This window comes from Pseudomonas putida group bacterium ESBL64, assembly GCF_045277175.1.
Lineage (GTDB): Bacteria > Pseudomonadota > Gammaproteobacteria > Pseudomonadales > Pseudomonadaceae > Aquipseudomonas > Aquipseudomonas alloputida.
Genome location: NZ_CP145799.1, coordinates 5,780,600 through 5,795,479, shown reverse-complemented (window position 1 = coordinate 5,795,479; position 14,880 = coordinate 5,780,600). Strand labels below are relative to the sequence as shown.

Genomic DNA, 14,880 nt, shown 5'->3' with positions numbered 1-14,880 from the left:
CCAAGCTCCGGAATGCAGGAACTTGAGCAGTAAGCTTCGGCTAAAGATATTTCGCAGAACCCTCTAAATACCGACTCTATTCTGCACCAGTCTTCCCCTGACTACGGACAGAATTTTTCAACTTATCCACCAAGCTTACCACCGTACCCATTGACTCCATCATATAATTAAAATCATTACTAGAAACATCCTTATGAGTAGGCCACTTAATTTCCTCACTCAGCATATCCACCAGAACCTTTAAAGCCTCAGGATTACCACTAAATTGATTAACAGTATAATACATCAAAAGATATCTATTAAACGCAGAGCGAACACTTAAATAGACTATCGATGAGTCAACATAACTTCTATATTGCTTAAGAAACCAAGCAGCAAGAAATTCGACAACGACAAAAGTAACGGAGGTTGAGATCATGCCCAGGAGAAGGAAATGACTGTAGCCCCACAAATGTTCAGCAACTTGCCACAGAACAATCGCTATCGCGTAACAGGCAATCCCCCAAAAAAGGTAGGCCTTACCACTACTCAAAAGCTCTTTAGCTTTATTTTCAGAAAGGTTGATCCGCGCATCGAGCGCGAAGACCACCTTGCTAACGTAGTCTTCAAATGGAGTATCTAAATGGGGAATAGCTTGCAAATCCCCTCGAGCACTAGCGTCTGCGGCTTTACTAAAAGCCTCGATCTCGTCAGCAATAGTCTTGGCCGGGCTGACATAAACATCTTCTGACTCCCTCAGCCGTTTCAGATTTCTTCTGAAAGCCAAGCTGTATAGAACCCAGAAATAGCCTAAAACACCAATTAAAATCAACACTGGCCCCGAGGGATTATCCAGCTGCGACGACAGCCATCCAGGGTATTTAATTGTTGTAGCCCCCGCTACTAAACCCAAGGCACAAATGCAAAACCCTATCAATGGTTTGAATGATTGCCATGTCTGGTCCCGGGCAATCTTCTCATCGACTGGCACAGCTCTATTCCATAAACTATGTAAAATACTCATTCCTGAACGTATCCCCTACAAAATCCCACGTGTTTTTTTCAATTCTGAACCTAGGTAATCTTGTACATATCTTGAGCAGATGGCTGAATAATGTCAAATCGGCATCACGCAATACAGATTGTGGTGAACCTCAGCAGCGGAGCGCGGGCCTATCCAATGATAGGCATTTGAACCGGCCCGATAGAGCGCGTAAGCGGGAATGGGCTGATTAAGACGCCTAAAGACTTAAACTGGCGCACAGCTCCCAGCAGCTGCGTAGACTTGGATGCTGCAGGCGCCCGAGATTTGGCGTCTGCGAATGAGTGATACGGATGCATACCCAATCCAGCAGAGCTGAAGCGTAAACTGCCGTAGACATCATCAGGACCGCTGGCCATCTCTTGATTCGCAGTGCTTGCCGGAGTGCAATAGCTCTTTGAGGCCGCCGACATCGGATGATTCGGGTGATCAAGTTGACCGGCGATGAAGGCATTGTCGACATTCAAGACCGTAACCCGAGTGGGGTCGGAATGTTCCAAATCAAGGCGCCACACTTGAGAGGTCTAAACCAGATCCCACCTTGATCTAGGGCTGAGCAAGCTAAATCGCACCCTAAAAATCACGTGCACACAACAACCTCCTTTATGATCTGTTTAAGTATGCTGTAACTTACAAAATGGTGAAGCCTCAGCCGTCAATCAATTGATGACTGAGGCTAATTTTCAGGAAATATAGTAGATCAAATTATTTTTCCTAAGTCTTCAATACTCAACCCACCAAAATAATAAGCGCCTGGCTGTCCAATCGCCCCTGGTATGCCAGCTGATCCGTTTGGACCCTTAGCCCCTCCCGGTCCTTGGTCACCATTACCCACGCAATAAGGTTTTGACTCTTGTCCACCTGGACCACCAGGCCCTCCGGAACCACCCTCGCCCCCTTGCCCAGCCGCGCCTCCAACCCCTCCGCTCAAATCAACAACAAGGAGCCGTGAGATAGCATCAACAGCATCCAATTCGGATATCAGGGTGAGTGTCCCACCGTTTCCGCCATTACCTCCGGCTCCACCTGCTCCACCAACACCTCCAGAGCCGCCTGTTCCGCCATCCCCCGCCCCAGCCATACAATTGAAAAGATTCTGCGATGCAGGGGAACCACGTCCGCCTTGGCCTCCCGCTCCCCCTATTCCTCCAACACCGCCAGCTCCCCCGTCCTCGCCTTTTAAATTAACCTTCAAACCGCCAGTAAGCTTTTTTAGCATGATTGTAAGAGAGGGCGCGTTATAGCCAGGCTCACCCACAATCCCGGCGGGTCCTACTCCACCCTGCCCGCCCGTAGCTCCAGTATGAATTGCCATATCTTGTCCAGACGAACCATAGCCGGGAGAAGGAGGCACTGACTGTGTTAGATCCGCCCATCTAATCTCCCCCAGTGATTCCTGGTCCTTTGAAACAATTTCCTCTGCAACAATTAAAATATTCTGATATTTCCTCGTAACGCTCACATCGAATACGAGAACAGCACCGGCTTCAAATACCAGCTTACCAACCGTTAAAAATGGAGATGACCATTTCTTTTCACCTGAAACGGTATATTCCCCGACGGTCATAGGCTTTGAACCGATAAGGGATAATGCTTCCACGGTCCGCTGAGACGTTTCAGGCAATGACAATTTATTAGGCTCCGACATGTCGCACCTCATATTGATAGGCTAAAACTAATATTTTGTACACCTCACACACTTCAACAGCCTACTGCAGAGCCTAGCCACTTGTTGATTGAAACTTCTTAGCAGCCACGCTCAACTCTTTTAGATTTCGGACTTTATCTAATTTATCATGCCAGTATGAGCTTCCTGCAGAAGCGGCCAAACCGCCGACAATTACGTTTAAAGTTGGAGACCTCCAAACCTCAGAGTATCCAACACCTTCAAATCCATATTTACTCAACGAACCTAGAACCAATTCAAAAATGTAAAAATCAGAACACAACACCACAACACATCCTATGACGCCAGATATAGCCCGCAAGATGAATACTCTATTCCTTTCTTCGCGATTAACGATATCTCGCACATCCGATGCTATACCTTGAATTTTTTCAACCACAGGCGAATAAGCTTCCGCCGCAACACCACCCCCCAATAAAGCCTCTATATTTTTTATATCTTCAATTTGAGCTTCAGCCCTTTTCTTAAATTGAGATGTTACCACTTTTAACGCATGCACTTGAGAAGTGACAGGATTGGCCTGAGGCATAAATTCATTTGTAAATGTCAATGCCTCTTCCAACGTTAACTTCCCTTTTGCGAAATTCACACCAACGAATTCAAGCCCACCCCTAAATACCTCCAAAATCATTTCGACAGCCGTTGACAAAACCAATAGGAGAAACACTATGGTCCCTAGCGAACCTATCAGATTATCCATGATAATCCCCTCAAGACACGCACCCTAAACCACTAGCCTCAAATATAGATCGATTAAAACAAATCGCAAACTATCACGCCACTGATCATCACGGACAACTTATTCCAAAAAGCAATCATCCTTATACCGTTAATGAGTAAGTCGAACAGCCGTCACGTCACACTCCCAACCACTTAATGGGTAGACTTACCTAGATACCGTACTGCACTTCTCAGAAATATAGCGAACAGTGCCGCCGTCGCCCCACACTTCTCGCCCTGTACTGAGGACGAGAAATGTCTTTGAAACAGCGATGTATTAGCCACTGCCTTTTTGAAACATGGAATGGTTGGCCCGGCTGTACGCACTCGTTAATGATCGTCCTTTCTATCGTGTGACTTCGCGCACGTAGGCCTGGCAGGCCTGCAGCGCGATCAGCCCCCGGTCACCTTCGTCGGTGATGGTGACAATTCGTTGAGCATGCGCTCAGTCAAGTTGGGCGCGTATGGCTCCATGTACCACGCCTCCGGCGCTGGCGGCTTCTCGCACCCCACCGTCACAACCCTGGCCGGCAAGGGCTCCGGCATCGACAAGGACTGACAGCCGCAGATCAGCGGTAGCAAAACGGTCACGCATGCATATCACCCATCAACAGGAAGGCCGCATGAGGACACACCGTCATGATTGGTACATGAGCGAGGGTGACGACGGCGGCACATATCACTGCAGGAAGTGCGGGCGAGATCACCAAGGCACTGTCCCAGAAGCTCACGACTGCTCAGTATCAAACGCCGAGCACCACGCCGTCGCTTGGCTCGGCCAGGCCGGGCTGTACCGCACTCGGTTTGACGCCGTGCGCAACTGCGAGCAGTCCGTCACGCCAGTATCCGCTAACGAGCTGTTCGAACTAGCCAGCAAACAGGTGCACAGCCAGCTCAACGAGGGACGTCAACATGCCTGACTCGACACGCACCTGGCAGCTGATCAGCCTTGCGCTCACCGTGGCGCTGATCGCCACTTTGTTCAAGCTGTATCGCAGAAGCGCCGCCCACCCCACTGCTACAGGCACGCTACCGAGTGCAAACAGCGCCACAAACCTTGAGCATCTGGCCCTGAGCCCGAACGCCCGCCGAGTCCATGAGAGGTACTCGCTGTGATCGACACATCGACCTACACACCGACCACCCGCACGCCCAAGGGCATGCAGCCGATGCTTCGGCCCGCAATGTCGTTCATCTGCGACATCTGCGGGAAAGCTCGCGTGAAGGGCAATCACGACCAGTGCTCGAAGACCCGTCAAGCCGCTGGCTTCATCATCATGCGAGGGCGCAAATCATGAACACCGATCCAAGAGACCTGTTCGTCAGCCTCAACCCTCTTGGCCTGGACGAGCGGGAACTGGAGAAGGACAAGACCGGTTTCGCCGACACGCGCACGCATAACGACTACCTGGTGTTTCTGGCTGGCTACAAAGCAGGCACGGTGGACGGCGAGGAGCGCGAGTACCAGTGCCACCGCCCGATGAACGCCGAGGGCTACAAGCCCGAGAACAGCATCATGCTCTCCGGTATGCCATGCGTCGGTGCAGCGGGTGGTCGCGACCTCAACAAGCCGGAGGGCGCCACGCCCGACAGCAACATCCACCCCAGCAGTACCCCCACCTCGGAGGGCCTCTGCGAAGTACGGGCGGCAGATAACGAATTGCTGATGGCACAGGTCGAATTGCTGGCCGCTGTAAGACGGATCTATCCAACCGGCAGCCGGCTAATGATCAAAGCCGGCGGGAACAAGACTGAAGTTGAGGTGACAGGCCACTGCGCAGCCTGGTGGTCTCGCCCCGGCTTTATCTATGGGAAGAATCTGAAGACCAATAAGCCCCGCACCTTCCATCACAGCGCTGTCATGGAGGTACGTCCATGAACACAGCATTCATGCTGATGGCACAATACAACGGACTCGCCATCATCCCAATCGACCAGGTGTGCACCGACTACTTCACCCACCTCACCCCTGATATGTTTCAGCGGAAGGTTCTTGCCGGACAGATCAAGCTTCCTATCACCAGGCTCGAGACAAGCCAGAAGAGCGCACGAGGCATTCATATTGCCGATCTGGCGCAATATCTGGATCAGCAGCGGGAGGCTGCCCGTAAGGAGTGTGCGCAATTGAACAAGACGCTTCGGGCCGGCTAACCGGGAGATTGCACCTCGCCTGGCCAGGCGCCGGTGGCCGTCGACATCGTCGACGATCAACCCGGACCGGCTTTTGGTGAGGGCAGCTAACGACCCATCGCAGACAATAGCGTTTGAACTACGCCGCTCCAGAGTGCGGCAGAGGGAGACCCCAAACACAGCTACTGGGCTTGAACTTAAGCAAGGGTTAAGCGTTACCGCTGAGTACTGCTCCATATCGCTCCCAATCAACCGCGGGAACGGTGCCGAGCGCCTGGAGGCGGCCAAGTAGCAAAAAGAGAAAGGCAGCGAGCGAGCCCTCCTTCTCGGTGAAGTGCAGGCCATCTTCTTTGACTTGAAAGGCGCAGTCAGAGAGCGCTATCCCGAGATTAATCCGACGCTCGGCGGTCAGCGCTCCGAGCGTTTCAATGAGACTCGCACTGGCACACCCATCAGCCCACCCAACATCAACCGCAACAATGCCGGCGATGATGGGAAAGAGGGCCTTCGCAGGGTGTTCTCCGCCCGCATGCCGAATCGGAACGCTCGTCCTCTCGAGACGGCGGACCGATGCAGCCTTATTGGCAGCATAGTCGAGATACTGCTTGTTGATGCTGGGCTTTGCTTCCAGGACGGCGTATACAGCTTCGGCGGGAACGAATCGATGTGACTGCTGGTCGAGCAGGGTTGGCGTGTACTGCGGGTCAAAAATAATGATATCAATCTGATCGCTAGTGGCCCCGTTGCAGTCGACAACAATTCCCTGCGCTACAGCGTAGCGATTGGGCAAGTACTTTCTGAGCACCTCAATAAAATGATTTTCATTGACCTCACCCATAACACCGTTATGCGTGATCGACTTGCTCGATAGCGCAAGCTGAAGTCGAAGAACTTCCTGTTCCGCTACAAACGCGTCACGCAAGAAGGCCCGCCCGTCGATCTTCGAAGCTTCTTTTGCTTTGTTCACCTCACCAGACTACCTCGCCCCATGTCTTCTTGCTCAGGGACACGCGAGCCTGGGAAGCAATGCTTGATTTCTCGGCTGCTGTGCAATCATCAGAAACAGTGTTGTTGGTGTTCGCAGGGTCATAAAGTCTGACACTCATAATATTGTCCCTCAGGTATTGCAGAACATTCCACGTGTTCGTCGCCAAGTCGCCTAGACGCGCGTAGCGCAGGGCATCAAGACAAGCTAGCTCTAGATAGAATGAGGGGAAGTGGAGGCCGTGTCGAGTTCGCCAGAGCTTGATCAGTCTGATCTCGTCAATGCGACCACTGCCAGACACAGTGGTGATGTGATTCTGGACATCCGTCTTGGTCCAGCTGTCAGTTCGATTCCGGTAGAGGCTGTGCTCGTTTCCGAACTGGGACTGCCGCCGACCAGGCACCAAGTCGATTGAATATCCATTCACCGTCGTCCCGATAGAAACGTCCTGCTTACGAACTGGATAACCACCAGCTCGAACGGCATTTTCGAGCGTTGCGTACATGTTCGCAAGTGTACCCGGAGTAGATGAACTCAAGGAAAGGAAGATGTCTGCATCAGTGGACAAAGAGATACCCGTGCCCTTGGCGAGAGAGCCTGAGAACTCAGCTCTGAGCAAGTATCCATTGCCCCATTTTTCGAGCAATGGGTATATCTGGTTTCCAGCAGCCCTAGCCCCGTCAGAATTTACCGTATATTTCTGAATGAGACCCCGTAAGTAGCTGTCACAGGTCACGCTTCCTCCCCGATTTCTTCTGTTTTCCAACCCTAAAAGCGCCACATGGAGTAGGGTGTTACGCTACATGCACCATATCCCCCCTTGTCCGCCTGCGCCCTTGAACCATTTTAGTTGATAGCACAAAACGTGACCTGGGAATGGGGAAAAAATAGATTAGAGCACGCTGGAGATCACGAAGCCCCCAGCAAAGTGTCTATGACAGTTTTTTGTGAAAGCGACACCGTCACTTGAGTTTCTGCTTCTTGCCGATAGCGGCCCTCGCGACAGGCCGCTATGAGTCGAAAGCAGCCAGTCGCAACTGACCGCAATCGCCCCAAAGCGGATGCCTACCGCGAGTAAGCGCTGATAGAGGTAGCATCGTTACCCATCCGCCTATTCAGCCCGGGCGCCGAGTTTAACCGGTGCCTGAATAATCTGATCCAACCACTTCCAGCCTTTATACCCATCCCCTCGCCCACGCAAATGGGTATACCGCCGCAGCGAGTTCCAATCGCGGTGCCCGGATACACTCGAAACCCTCGGTATATCCCAGTCCATTTCAAACAGTCGACTCACCCCTTCATGACGCAAGTCATGGAAGTGCAGATCCTCTATCCCTTTCATCTTGCATGCCTTCGACCAGGCTGTGCCGATTGAATCCGTGTTGTACGGGAAGATCTCGCGACACTCTCGGGGCATGCTCTGCACGATGATCCACGCCTCATCCGGCAAATAACACCAGACATCATTGCCAATCTTCTGACCGGGGTTTTTCATGTCCCGCACCTTCACTGCCTGCCGGTGCTCATCCAGATCTTCCCACAGGATGCGGGTGATCTCGTCCATTCGGCGGGTCGAAAAGATCGCGAAGGCCACAACCTTGGGCATGTGGATGACGCTTGGACGCCGCTGCAACGCCTCGAAGAAGTGCTCCATCACCTTATCTATCTCATCCAGCGTAGGACGCCGATCCCGCTCTCGACTCCTCAGGTTGTAGCCAAACTTCTTCAGCACGAGGCGCGCATCTGGCATTGCTTGCGCATCAATCTCATAACCCCACGCCGCCCTGGCAAGGGACAGCACCGACCCCTGGTGCGCCAGGTCATTGCCGGCCGTCTGCGGTTTGATGCATCCACCTTCAGGACTCATGCGCCATAGCGCGTAGTCCACCAGCACCTGCTGGGTGAGGTCGGAATCCACCTTCTCACCCAGGTAGCTGTTCTTGATGGCATTCAACGTGCGCCTCTTCGTCTCACCCAGCGGCCGGGCTTTCTCGGCCTCGACCAGGTAGCGATCTATCATCTGCTTGACCGTGTGCCCTACCCGGCTGGCCCGCTCGATTGCACCAGGTTCCGCCAACTCGGTTTCCCGTCGCTTCGCCCAGGCCACCACCGCCTGTTTGCGGGCGAACGTCTGGCTCTCTTGGTAGACTGTTACCTTGTCGCGGTTGATGCGGATCTGAGCTGTGTAGCTGATGGTGCCGTCGGCCTTCTTGCGGGGTCTGATCGTTGCCATGAGAATTGGTACACGTCCTGATTCGATTGGTACATTGCACCAAGCGCTTGGTAAAAACGCCCCAAAACCCCCGAAAATCGGTAAGAAACACGTTGAACGAAAACACCGCAAAATCAGACGCTAAGCCAGAAACCATGCGCCCAGAGCCGTCCCGCCGCTTCAGCGTTGCCCCCATGATGGACTGGACCGACAGGCACTGCAGGTTCTTCCTGCGCCTGCTCTCCCGGCAAACCCTGCTCTACACCGAAATGGTCACCACCGGTGCCCTGCTGCACAACGACGCCCACCGTTTCCTGCGCCACGATGCTTCTGAGCACCCGTTGGCCCTGCAACTGGGCGGCAGTGTGCCGGCCGACCTGGCCGCGTGTGCGCGCCTGGCTGAAGAAGCGGGCTACGATGAGGTCAACCTCAACGTTGGCTGCCCGAGCGACCGGGTGCAGAACAACATGATCGGCGCGTGCCTGATGGCTCACCCGGCGCTGGTGGCCGACTGCGTGAAGGCCATGCGTGATGCCGTATCGACGCCTGTCACGGTGAAGCACCGCATTGGTATCAACGGCCGTGACAGCTACGCCGAACTGAGCGACTTCGTCGGCCAGGTGCGTGAGGCCGGCTGCCGGAGTTTTACCGTGCATGCACGCATCGCGATTCTGGAAGGGCTGTCGCCGAAAGAGAACCGCGAGATCCCGCCGCTGCGCTATGACATCGCAGCGCAGTTGAAGAGGGACTTCCCGGACCTGGAGATCGTGCTCAACGGCGGGATCAAGACCCTGGACGAATGCCAGGCACACCTTGAAACCTTCGATGGCGTGATGCTGGGGCGCGAGGCGTATCACAACCCTTATCTGCTGGCCGAGGTGGACCAGCAACTGTTTGGCAGCGATGCGCCGGTGGTCAGCCGTAGCGAGGCATTGGCGCAACTGCGGCCTTACATCGTGGCGCATATGGAAAGTGGCGGTGCGATGCACCACGTTACCCGGCATATTCTGGGGCTGGCCCAAGGATTCAAAGGGGCGCGGCGCTTCCGCCAGTTGCTGTCGGCAGACATTCACAAGGCGGCTGAACCCTTGGCGGTGTTTGACCAGGCCGTGGAGTTGTTGCAGGGGCGATGACCTCAGAGGGAGGGAACCTCGGGCTTGCTTGCGACTCGAATCTTCACCTTTCGTACAGCCCTGTGCGGGCCAGCGGGTCCGCAGGGTTTCGGCGGCCCTTGAGCGGCTGTCGGGGCTCGGGTAATGTCGAGTAAATGCACAGGACAGAGCACGCCCATGACCTCCAAGCTGGAACAACTCAAGCAGTTCACCACCGTGGTCGCCGACACCGGGGACCTGGACGCCATCACCCGCCTGAAGCCGGTCGATGCCACCACCAACCCGTCGCTGCTGCTCAAGGCTGCTGCCATCCCGGGCTACGCCGACCTGCTCAAGCAGGTGAAGGCCGACGCCATGGGTAATGTCGACCTGGCCTGCGACAAGTTTGCGGTGGCGGTAGGCTCAGGCATTCTCAAGGTCATCCCGGGGCGTATCTCCACCGAGGTGGATGCACGCCTGTCGTTCGATGAGCCAGCCCTGCTGAACAAGGCCCGTCAGCTGATCGCCCTGTACGAGGCGGCCGGAGTGGCAAAAGAGCGTGTGCTGATCAAGCTGGCCTCCACCTGGGAAGGCATTCGCGCCGCCGAAAAGCTGGAGAAGGAAGGCATTCAGACCAACCTGACCCTGCTGTTCTCCTTCGCCCAGGCCCAGGCTTGCGCCGATGCCGGGGTGTTTTTGATTTCGCCGTTCGTGGGCCGTATCTACGACTGGTACAAGAAGAGCACCGGCCAGGAATACGTGGGCGCCGAGGACCCAGGCGTGCAGTCGGTCACGCGCATCTACAACTACTACAAGGCCAATGGTTACAACACTGTGGTCATGGGCGCCAGCTTCCGCAATATCGGCCAGATCGAACAACTGGCCGGCTGTGACCGCCTCACCATCAGCCCCGAGCTGCTGCAGCAGCTGAGTGATGACCAGGGTGAATTGCCGCAGGTGCTGAAACCGGGCAACGCCGGTGAAGCCAAGCAGCACCTGAACGAAAGCCAGTTCCGCTGGGCGATGAACGAAGACGCCATGGGCACCGAGAAACTGGCCGAAGGTATTCGCCAGTTTGCGCGGGACCAGGAAAAGCTAGAGAAGTTGATGGCTGAAAAGGCCTGATACAGTTCGGGTTTGCCTGACGGGCGGGAAATGTTCAGTATTTTCCGCCCGTTTTGCTTGCCACGCCTTAGTTGTGTATTGAATTCTCGGGCCTGTTCGCGGGCAAGCCCGCTCCTACACCGATCGATGTAAGGGCGGGCTTGCCCGCGAACAGGCCGCCATAGCCACCCGAGCTGTCGATGACCTCCCCTAACCCGTTGCCCCTCGTTCTCGCCGGCCCGGTACTGCGCCGCCTGGAACCCCAGCGTCTGGCCGCCTGGCTGGTCACTACCCAACCGCTGCAGCCCGCGTTCGTCTGCCTGGCAAGCGAGGTCCACGTCGATTGCCAGGTGGTGCCGATTGGCCGGCATGCCTACGTTCACCTGTTGGACATCCAATTCGCCAGCCCCCTGCCCTGCAACCAGTTGCTCGACTATGACCTGCTGATCAATGGCCAGGGTATCGCCGACTGGGCGCCGCACCTGCTCTACCCGGGCGCCCAGCGCCCAAACCTGGTGCTGCGTGAGCGCCTCGACCAGTTGCTGCACGGCTCCTGCCGCAAGCCGCACCACCCTGCTGCCGACGGCCTGCTGTGCGCCGACCGGCTGCTGCAGGGGTGCAAGAAGCCCGAAGACCGCCCCGCCGTGCTAGTGATGACGGGCGACCAGGTTTACGCAGACGATGTCGCTGGCCCCATGCTGCGCGCCATCCATAGCCTGATCTCGCGCCTGGGCTTGTTCGACGAGCAACTGGAGGGTGCGGTGGTAGCCGACAGCCAGGCGCTGTACCAGCACCCGGCCAGCTACTACCACCGCGCCGACCTGCTGCCGGCGCTGGAACGCAACGACACCCTGCGCGAGCGTTTTTTCGGCGGAAAGCGCAAGCCGATCTTCTCGTCCAGCAACGCCGACAACCACCTGGTGACCTTCGCCGAAGTCATGGCCATGTACCTGTTGGTGTGGTCGCCGGTGCCCTGGCAGCTGGTGGACCTGGGCATCCCCAGCGGGCTCAGCGACGAGCATCAAGCCCGATACCAGCAAGAGCTGCCGCTGATCCAGGGGTTTGCCGACAATCTCGGTCAGGTGGCGCGAGTGATGGCCCACCTGCCCTGCCTGATGATCTTCGACGACCACGACATCACCGACGACTGGAACCTCTCGGCGCAGTGGGAGGAAACTGCCTACGGCCACCCATTCTCGCGAAGGATCATCGGCAACGCCTTGCTCGGCTACCTGCTCTGCCAGGCCTGGGGCAACAACCCGGACGATTGCAATCCGCTGATCGAACAGTGCCAGGTGCTGACCCGCCATAACCAGGATGAGCTGATCGGCGAGCTGCTGCGCTTCCAGGGCTGGCAGTTCAGCCTGCCTACAGAACCACCTCTGCTGGTACTGGACACCCGCACCCGCCGCTGGCGCAGCGAAAGCAACCTGGCCAAGCCGTCCGGCCTGCTGGACTGGGAAGCGCTGAGTGAATTGCAGCAGGCACTGCTCGATCATCCTTCGGCGGTCATCGTGTCACCTGCGCCGATTTTCGGGGTGAAGCTGATCGAGACGGTGCAGAAGGTGTTCAGCTGGCTGGGCTACCCGCTGCTGGTGGATGCCGAGAACTGGATGGCCCACCGCGGTGCGGCGCAGGTCATCCTCAATATCTTCCGCCACTCGCGCACGCCGGGGCACTACGTGGTGCTGTCGGGGGATGTGCATTACTCGTTCGTGTATGAGGTGCTGATTCGCCACCGCCAGCGCAGCCCGCACTTGTGGCAGGTGACCAGCAGCGGAATCAAGAACGAGTTCCCCCGGCGTTTGCTGGATGTGCTCGACCGGCTCAACCGCTGGTTGTATGCGCCGCGCTCGCCGCTCAACTGGTTTACCAAGCGGCGGGAGATGGAAGTGGTGCCGCGCACGCCGAACCATAGCAAGGCGAGGGAACGGTTGTGGAATGGTGCCGGGCTGGGACAGGTGTTTTTTGATGAACAGGGGCGGCCGGCGCGGGTGTACCAGCTGGATGCGGGCGGGGGTGAGGCTACAGAGTTTAAAAACCGGGCGTAGTAGGATTCAGAGTTTTTACAGCCTGTGCCGGCCTCTTCGCGGGTAAACCCGCTCCTACACCTGATTGGGGGTGGACACACATTGGTGTTTGGGCGCAGGCCGTCGTAGGGGCGGGTTTACCCGCGAAGAGGCCGGCACAGGCCAGAGATCAGCCCCGCTCCAGCGCATTGACCAGATCATGGAAGGCTTCGCGGTTGGAGTCATTCAGGCCCATGAGGATCTTGTGCGCCTCCAGCACCTTGGAGCGCACCACCTCTTCATTCTGGTCCTGCGACGGCAAGTCAGTCAGGCAATCGGTGCAGGGTATCGGCCGATCGACAATGTTGAACACCTGATCGAAGCCCATCGACTGCAATAGCCGTGAAATGTCCGGATTGGTAGTCACCACCGTCGGCAGCAGGCCCACCTTCTGCCGCGACAGGATCGACAGCTTCGCCAGCAGGCCCAGCGTGGTGCTGTCGATACTCTCGGTTTCAGTCAGGTCGATGACAATCGCCGAGAAGTTCAGCGCAGTGAAAATCTTCTCGATCGTCGCATCCAGCGCCGAACACAGGGTCAGGCGCACTTCACCAACGAATTTCAGTACGAAGGTACCGCTCTGCTCGGCGAACTGAATTCTACCGGTACTCATTGAAGGTTCCTGCTCAACACCAATAGGGCGATATCATCCGGCATCTCCCCAAGCGTAGCCAATCCAAATCGTTGACGCAGCCCATCCAGACTGCCACCTGCTGCCTTGACGATCTCCGGCAAGGCGGCTTCTTTATCTTTGAGCGTATCACCCGGCAAAAGGTCCAGAATGCCATCGGACATCAGGCTGAGGCTGAACTGCGGGGGCAGCTCCACCACCAGGTCCTGGTAGGTGGCCTCATCGAACAACCCCACCGGCAGGCCGCGGCCTTCCAGGTAGCGGCAATGCTCGGGGGTGTACAGTACCGGCAACGGCAAATGGCCGCCGACAGCGTAGGTCAGTAGGCCGGACTCTTCGTCGATCACCCCGCCGACCATGGTGACGTGCTTGCCCAGCTTGCTGTTGATCAGGCCGCGGTTGATGTGGCTGAGCACTTCAGACGGCTTGAACTCACGCATCCTGCTGCGTTTGAGCTCGAACATGAGGCGCGTGGTCATGAATTTCAACAGCACGGTGACAAAGGCCGACGACGCCCCATGCCCGGATACATCGGCGAGGTAGAAAGCAATGCGCCGCTCGTCCACGCGGAAATAATCGACAAAATCACCCGAAAGGTACAACGACGGGATGATCTGGTGCTCGAAGGCGAACTCGTCGGCCACCCAGGGGCTTTCCGGCAACATGTTCATCTGCACCTGGCGACCGGCGGTCTGGTCCTCCTGCAACAGGTGCAGGCTGGCCTCCAGTTCGCGGTTGGCGGCTTCGAGCTTGTCGCGGTAGCGCTGGTTTTCCAGCACAAGGCGCGAGCGGTCGAGGGCGCGGCGCACCGAATGCTCGAGTACGGCCAGGTCTTCCAGCGGCTTGATGAGGTAGTCGGCGGCGCCCAGGCGCAACGCTTCCACCGCATCACTCATGACGCCGGCACCGGACACTACGATCACCGGCAACTGCGGCGCACGCTCGCTCACCTGACGGATCAGTTCGAGGCCGCCCATCTGCGGCATGCGCAGATCGCAGATCACGAGGTCGGGCTGGTGTTCTTCGAAGACCTGAAGCCCCTGCTGGCCATTACCGGCCTGGAGGACGCTGAAACCACTGTCTTCAAGGTAGGCGGCGAGGCTGGCACGGACCACGTCGTCGTCATCGATGATCAGCAGCGTTGCACTGGTTTTCTGCATGTGGGCGAACGGCGCCGATTTAGGTTGGTGCAGCGGTGTCGGCAAGGCAGACGGCCAGCTACGGGAATTC

General features: G+C 56.5%; 13 protein-coding genes and 1 pseudogene. 6 read left to right on the top strand and 8 right to left on the bottom strand.

What is annotated here, in order from left to right; all coding sequences use genetic code 11:
* Positions 1–76 precede the first annotated feature (76 nt).
* From V6093_RS26220 to V6093_RS26205, 4 genes and pseudogenes are all read right to left on the bottom strand, one after another.
* Positions 77–970 (bottom strand): hypothetical protein, encoded by an 894-nt coding sequence (locus V6093_RS26220; protein ID WP_265980344.1) that lies wholly within the window; start codon positions 968–970, stop codon positions 77–79.
* 751 nt (positions 971–1,721) lie between these two features.
* A complete protein-coding gene (locus V6093_RS26215) occupies positions 1,722–2,669 on the bottom strand; it encodes a collagen-like protein (protein ID WP_265980346.1) in 948 nt (315 codons plus the stop codon).
* A gap of 73 nt (positions 2,670–2,742) precedes the next feature.
* On the bottom strand, positions 2,743–3,408 hold the full coding sequence (locus tag V6093_RS26210; RefSeq protein ID WP_265980348.1) for a hypothetical protein: 666 nt from the start codon (positions 3,406–3,408) through the stop codon (positions 2,743–2,745).
* A 366-nt stretch (positions 3,409–3,774) separates the two neighbouring features.
* Positions 3,775–4,023 (bottom strand): annotated as a pseudogene (locus tag V6093_RS26205) (lysis protein); the annotation flags it as partial.
* A 517-nt stretch (positions 4,024–4,540) separates the two neighbouring features.
* Here V6093_RS26205 and V6093_RS26200 point away from each other — a divergent pair.
* From V6093_RS26200 to V6093_RS26190, 3 genes are read left to right on the top strand one after another with little or no spacing between them, the layout of a single operon-like run.
* A complete protein-coding gene (locus V6093_RS26200; protein WP_265980352.1) occupies positions 4,541–4,726 on the top strand; it encodes a hypothetical protein in 186 nt (61 codons plus the stop codon).
* Positions 4,723–5,307 carry a hypothetical protein gene (locus V6093_RS26195; protein WP_406669661.1) on the top strand — a complete coding sequence of 195 codons (585 nt, stop codon included), beginning with the start codon at positions 4,723–4,725 and terminating at the stop codon, positions 5,305–5,307. Before V6093_RS26200 ends, V6093_RS26195 begins: the two co-directional genes overlap by 4 nt.
* The gene (locus V6093_RS26190; RefSeq protein ID WP_265980355.1) at positions 5,304–5,579 is read left to right on the top strand and encodes a pyocin activator PrtN family protein; all 276 of its coding nucleotides are present in this window, start codon (positions 5,304–5,306) and stop codon (positions 5,577–5,579) included. Before V6093_RS26195 ends, V6093_RS26190 begins: the two co-directional genes overlap by 4 nt.
* A 187-nt stretch (positions 5,580–5,766) precedes the next feature.
* On the opposite strand, the gene V6093_RS26185 is transcribed toward V6093_RS26190, so the two are convergent.
* Both V6093_RS26185 and V6093_RS26180 read right to left on the bottom strand, forming a co-directional pair.
* On the bottom strand, positions 5,767–6,525 hold the full coding sequence (locus V6093_RS26185; RefSeq protein ID WP_265980357.1) for a DUF6602 domain-containing protein: 759 nt from the start codon (positions 6,523–6,525) through the stop codon (positions 5,767–5,769).
* A gap of 1,129 nt (positions 6,526–7,654) precedes the next feature.
* On the bottom strand, positions 7,655–8,776 hold the full coding sequence (locus V6093_RS26180) for a site-specific integrase (RefSeq protein ID WP_265980360.1): 1,122 nt from the start codon (positions 8,774–8,776) through the stop codon (positions 7,655–7,657).
* Positions 8,777–8,910: 134 nt separating this feature from the next.
* Between V6093_RS26180 and dusA the strand changes: the two genes are divergently transcribed.
* The 3 genes from dusA to V6093_RS26165 all read left to right on the top strand — a co-directional run bounded on the left by dusA (position 8,911) and on the right by V6093_RS26165 (position 13,001).
* Positions 8,911–9,888, top strand: a complete 978-nt coding sequence (dusA, locus tag V6093_RS26175; RefSeq protein WP_265980362.1) for a tRNA dihydrouridine(20/20a) synthase DusA — start codon at positions 8,911–8,913, stop codon at positions 9,886–9,888.
* A 156-nt stretch (positions 9,889–10,044) separates the two neighbouring features.
* Positions 10,045–10,971: a transaldolase gene (tal, locus tag V6093_RS26170; protein WP_088513656.1), complete on the top strand. Its 927-nt coding sequence runs from the start codon at positions 10,045–10,047 to the stop codon at positions 10,969–10,971.
* Positions 10,972–11,150: 179 nt separating this feature from the next.
* The gene (locus V6093_RS26165; RefSeq protein ID WP_406669660.1) at positions 11,151–13,001 is read left to right on the top strand and encodes an alkaline phosphatase D family protein; all 1,851 of its coding nucleotides are present in this window, start codon (positions 11,151–11,153) and stop codon (positions 12,999–13,001) included.
* 148 nt (positions 13,002–13,149) lie between these two features.
* Here the strand turns inward: V6093_RS26165 and rssC are convergent, their stop codons facing one another.
* Both rssC and rssB read right to left on the bottom strand, forming a co-directional pair.
* Positions 13,150–13,632 (bottom strand): anti-sigma factor antagonist RssC, encoded by a 483-nt coding sequence (gene rssC / locus V6093_RS26160; protein WP_003248823.1) that lies wholly within the window; start codon positions 13,630–13,632, stop codon positions 13,150–13,152.
* Entirely contained in the window at positions 13,629–14,810 is a 1,182-nt protein-coding gene (gene rssB / locus V6093_RS26155) for a two-component system response regulator RssB (RefSeq protein ID WP_108079321.1), read from the bottom strand. The genes rssC and rssB overlap by 4 nt, the downstream gene beginning before the upstream one ends.
* Positions 14,811–14,880 lie beyond the last annotated feature (70 nt).

Excerpts from the sequence above, each read along its gene's own strand:
- V6093_RS26180 (WP_265980360.1), bottom strand. The coding sequence starts at position 8,776 with ATGGCAACGATCAGACCCCGCAAGAAGGCCGACGGCACCATCAGCTAC.
- V6093_RS26215 (WP_265980346.1), bottom strand. The coding sequence starts at position 2,669 with ATGTCGGAGCCTAATAAATTGTCATTGCCTGAAACGTCTCAGCGGACC.
- V6093_RS26195 (WP_406669661.1), top strand. The coding sequence starts at position 4,723 with ATGAACACCGATCCAAGAGACCTGTTCGTCAGCCTCAACCCTCTTGGC.
- tal (WP_088513656.1), top strand. The coding sequence starts at position 10,045 with ATGACCTCCAAGCTGGAACAACTCAAGCAGTTCACCACCGTGGTCGCC.
- dusA (WP_265980362.1), top strand. The coding sequence starts at position 8,911 with ATGCGCCCAGAGCCGTCCCGCCGCTTCAGCGTTGCCCCCATGATGGAC.
- V6093_RS26165 (WP_406669660.1), top strand. The coding sequence starts at position 11,151 with ATGACCTCCCCTAACCCGTTGCCCCTCGTTCTCGCCGGCCCGGTACTG.
- rssB (WP_108079321.1), bottom strand. The coding sequence starts at position 14,810 with ATGCAGAAAACCAGTGCAACGCTGCTGATCATCGATGACGACGACGTG.
- V6093_RS26190 (WP_265980355.1), top strand. The coding sequence starts at position 5,304 with ATGAACACAGCATTCATGCTGATGGCACAATACAACGGACTCGCCATC.
- V6093_RS26210 (WP_265980348.1), bottom strand. The coding sequence starts at position 3,408 with ATGGATAATCTGATAGGTTCGCTAGGGACCATAGTGTTTCTCCTATTG.
- rssC (WP_003248823.1), bottom strand. The coding sequence starts at position 13,632 with ATGAGTACCGGTAGAATTCAGTTCGCCGAGCAGAGCGGTACCTTCGTA.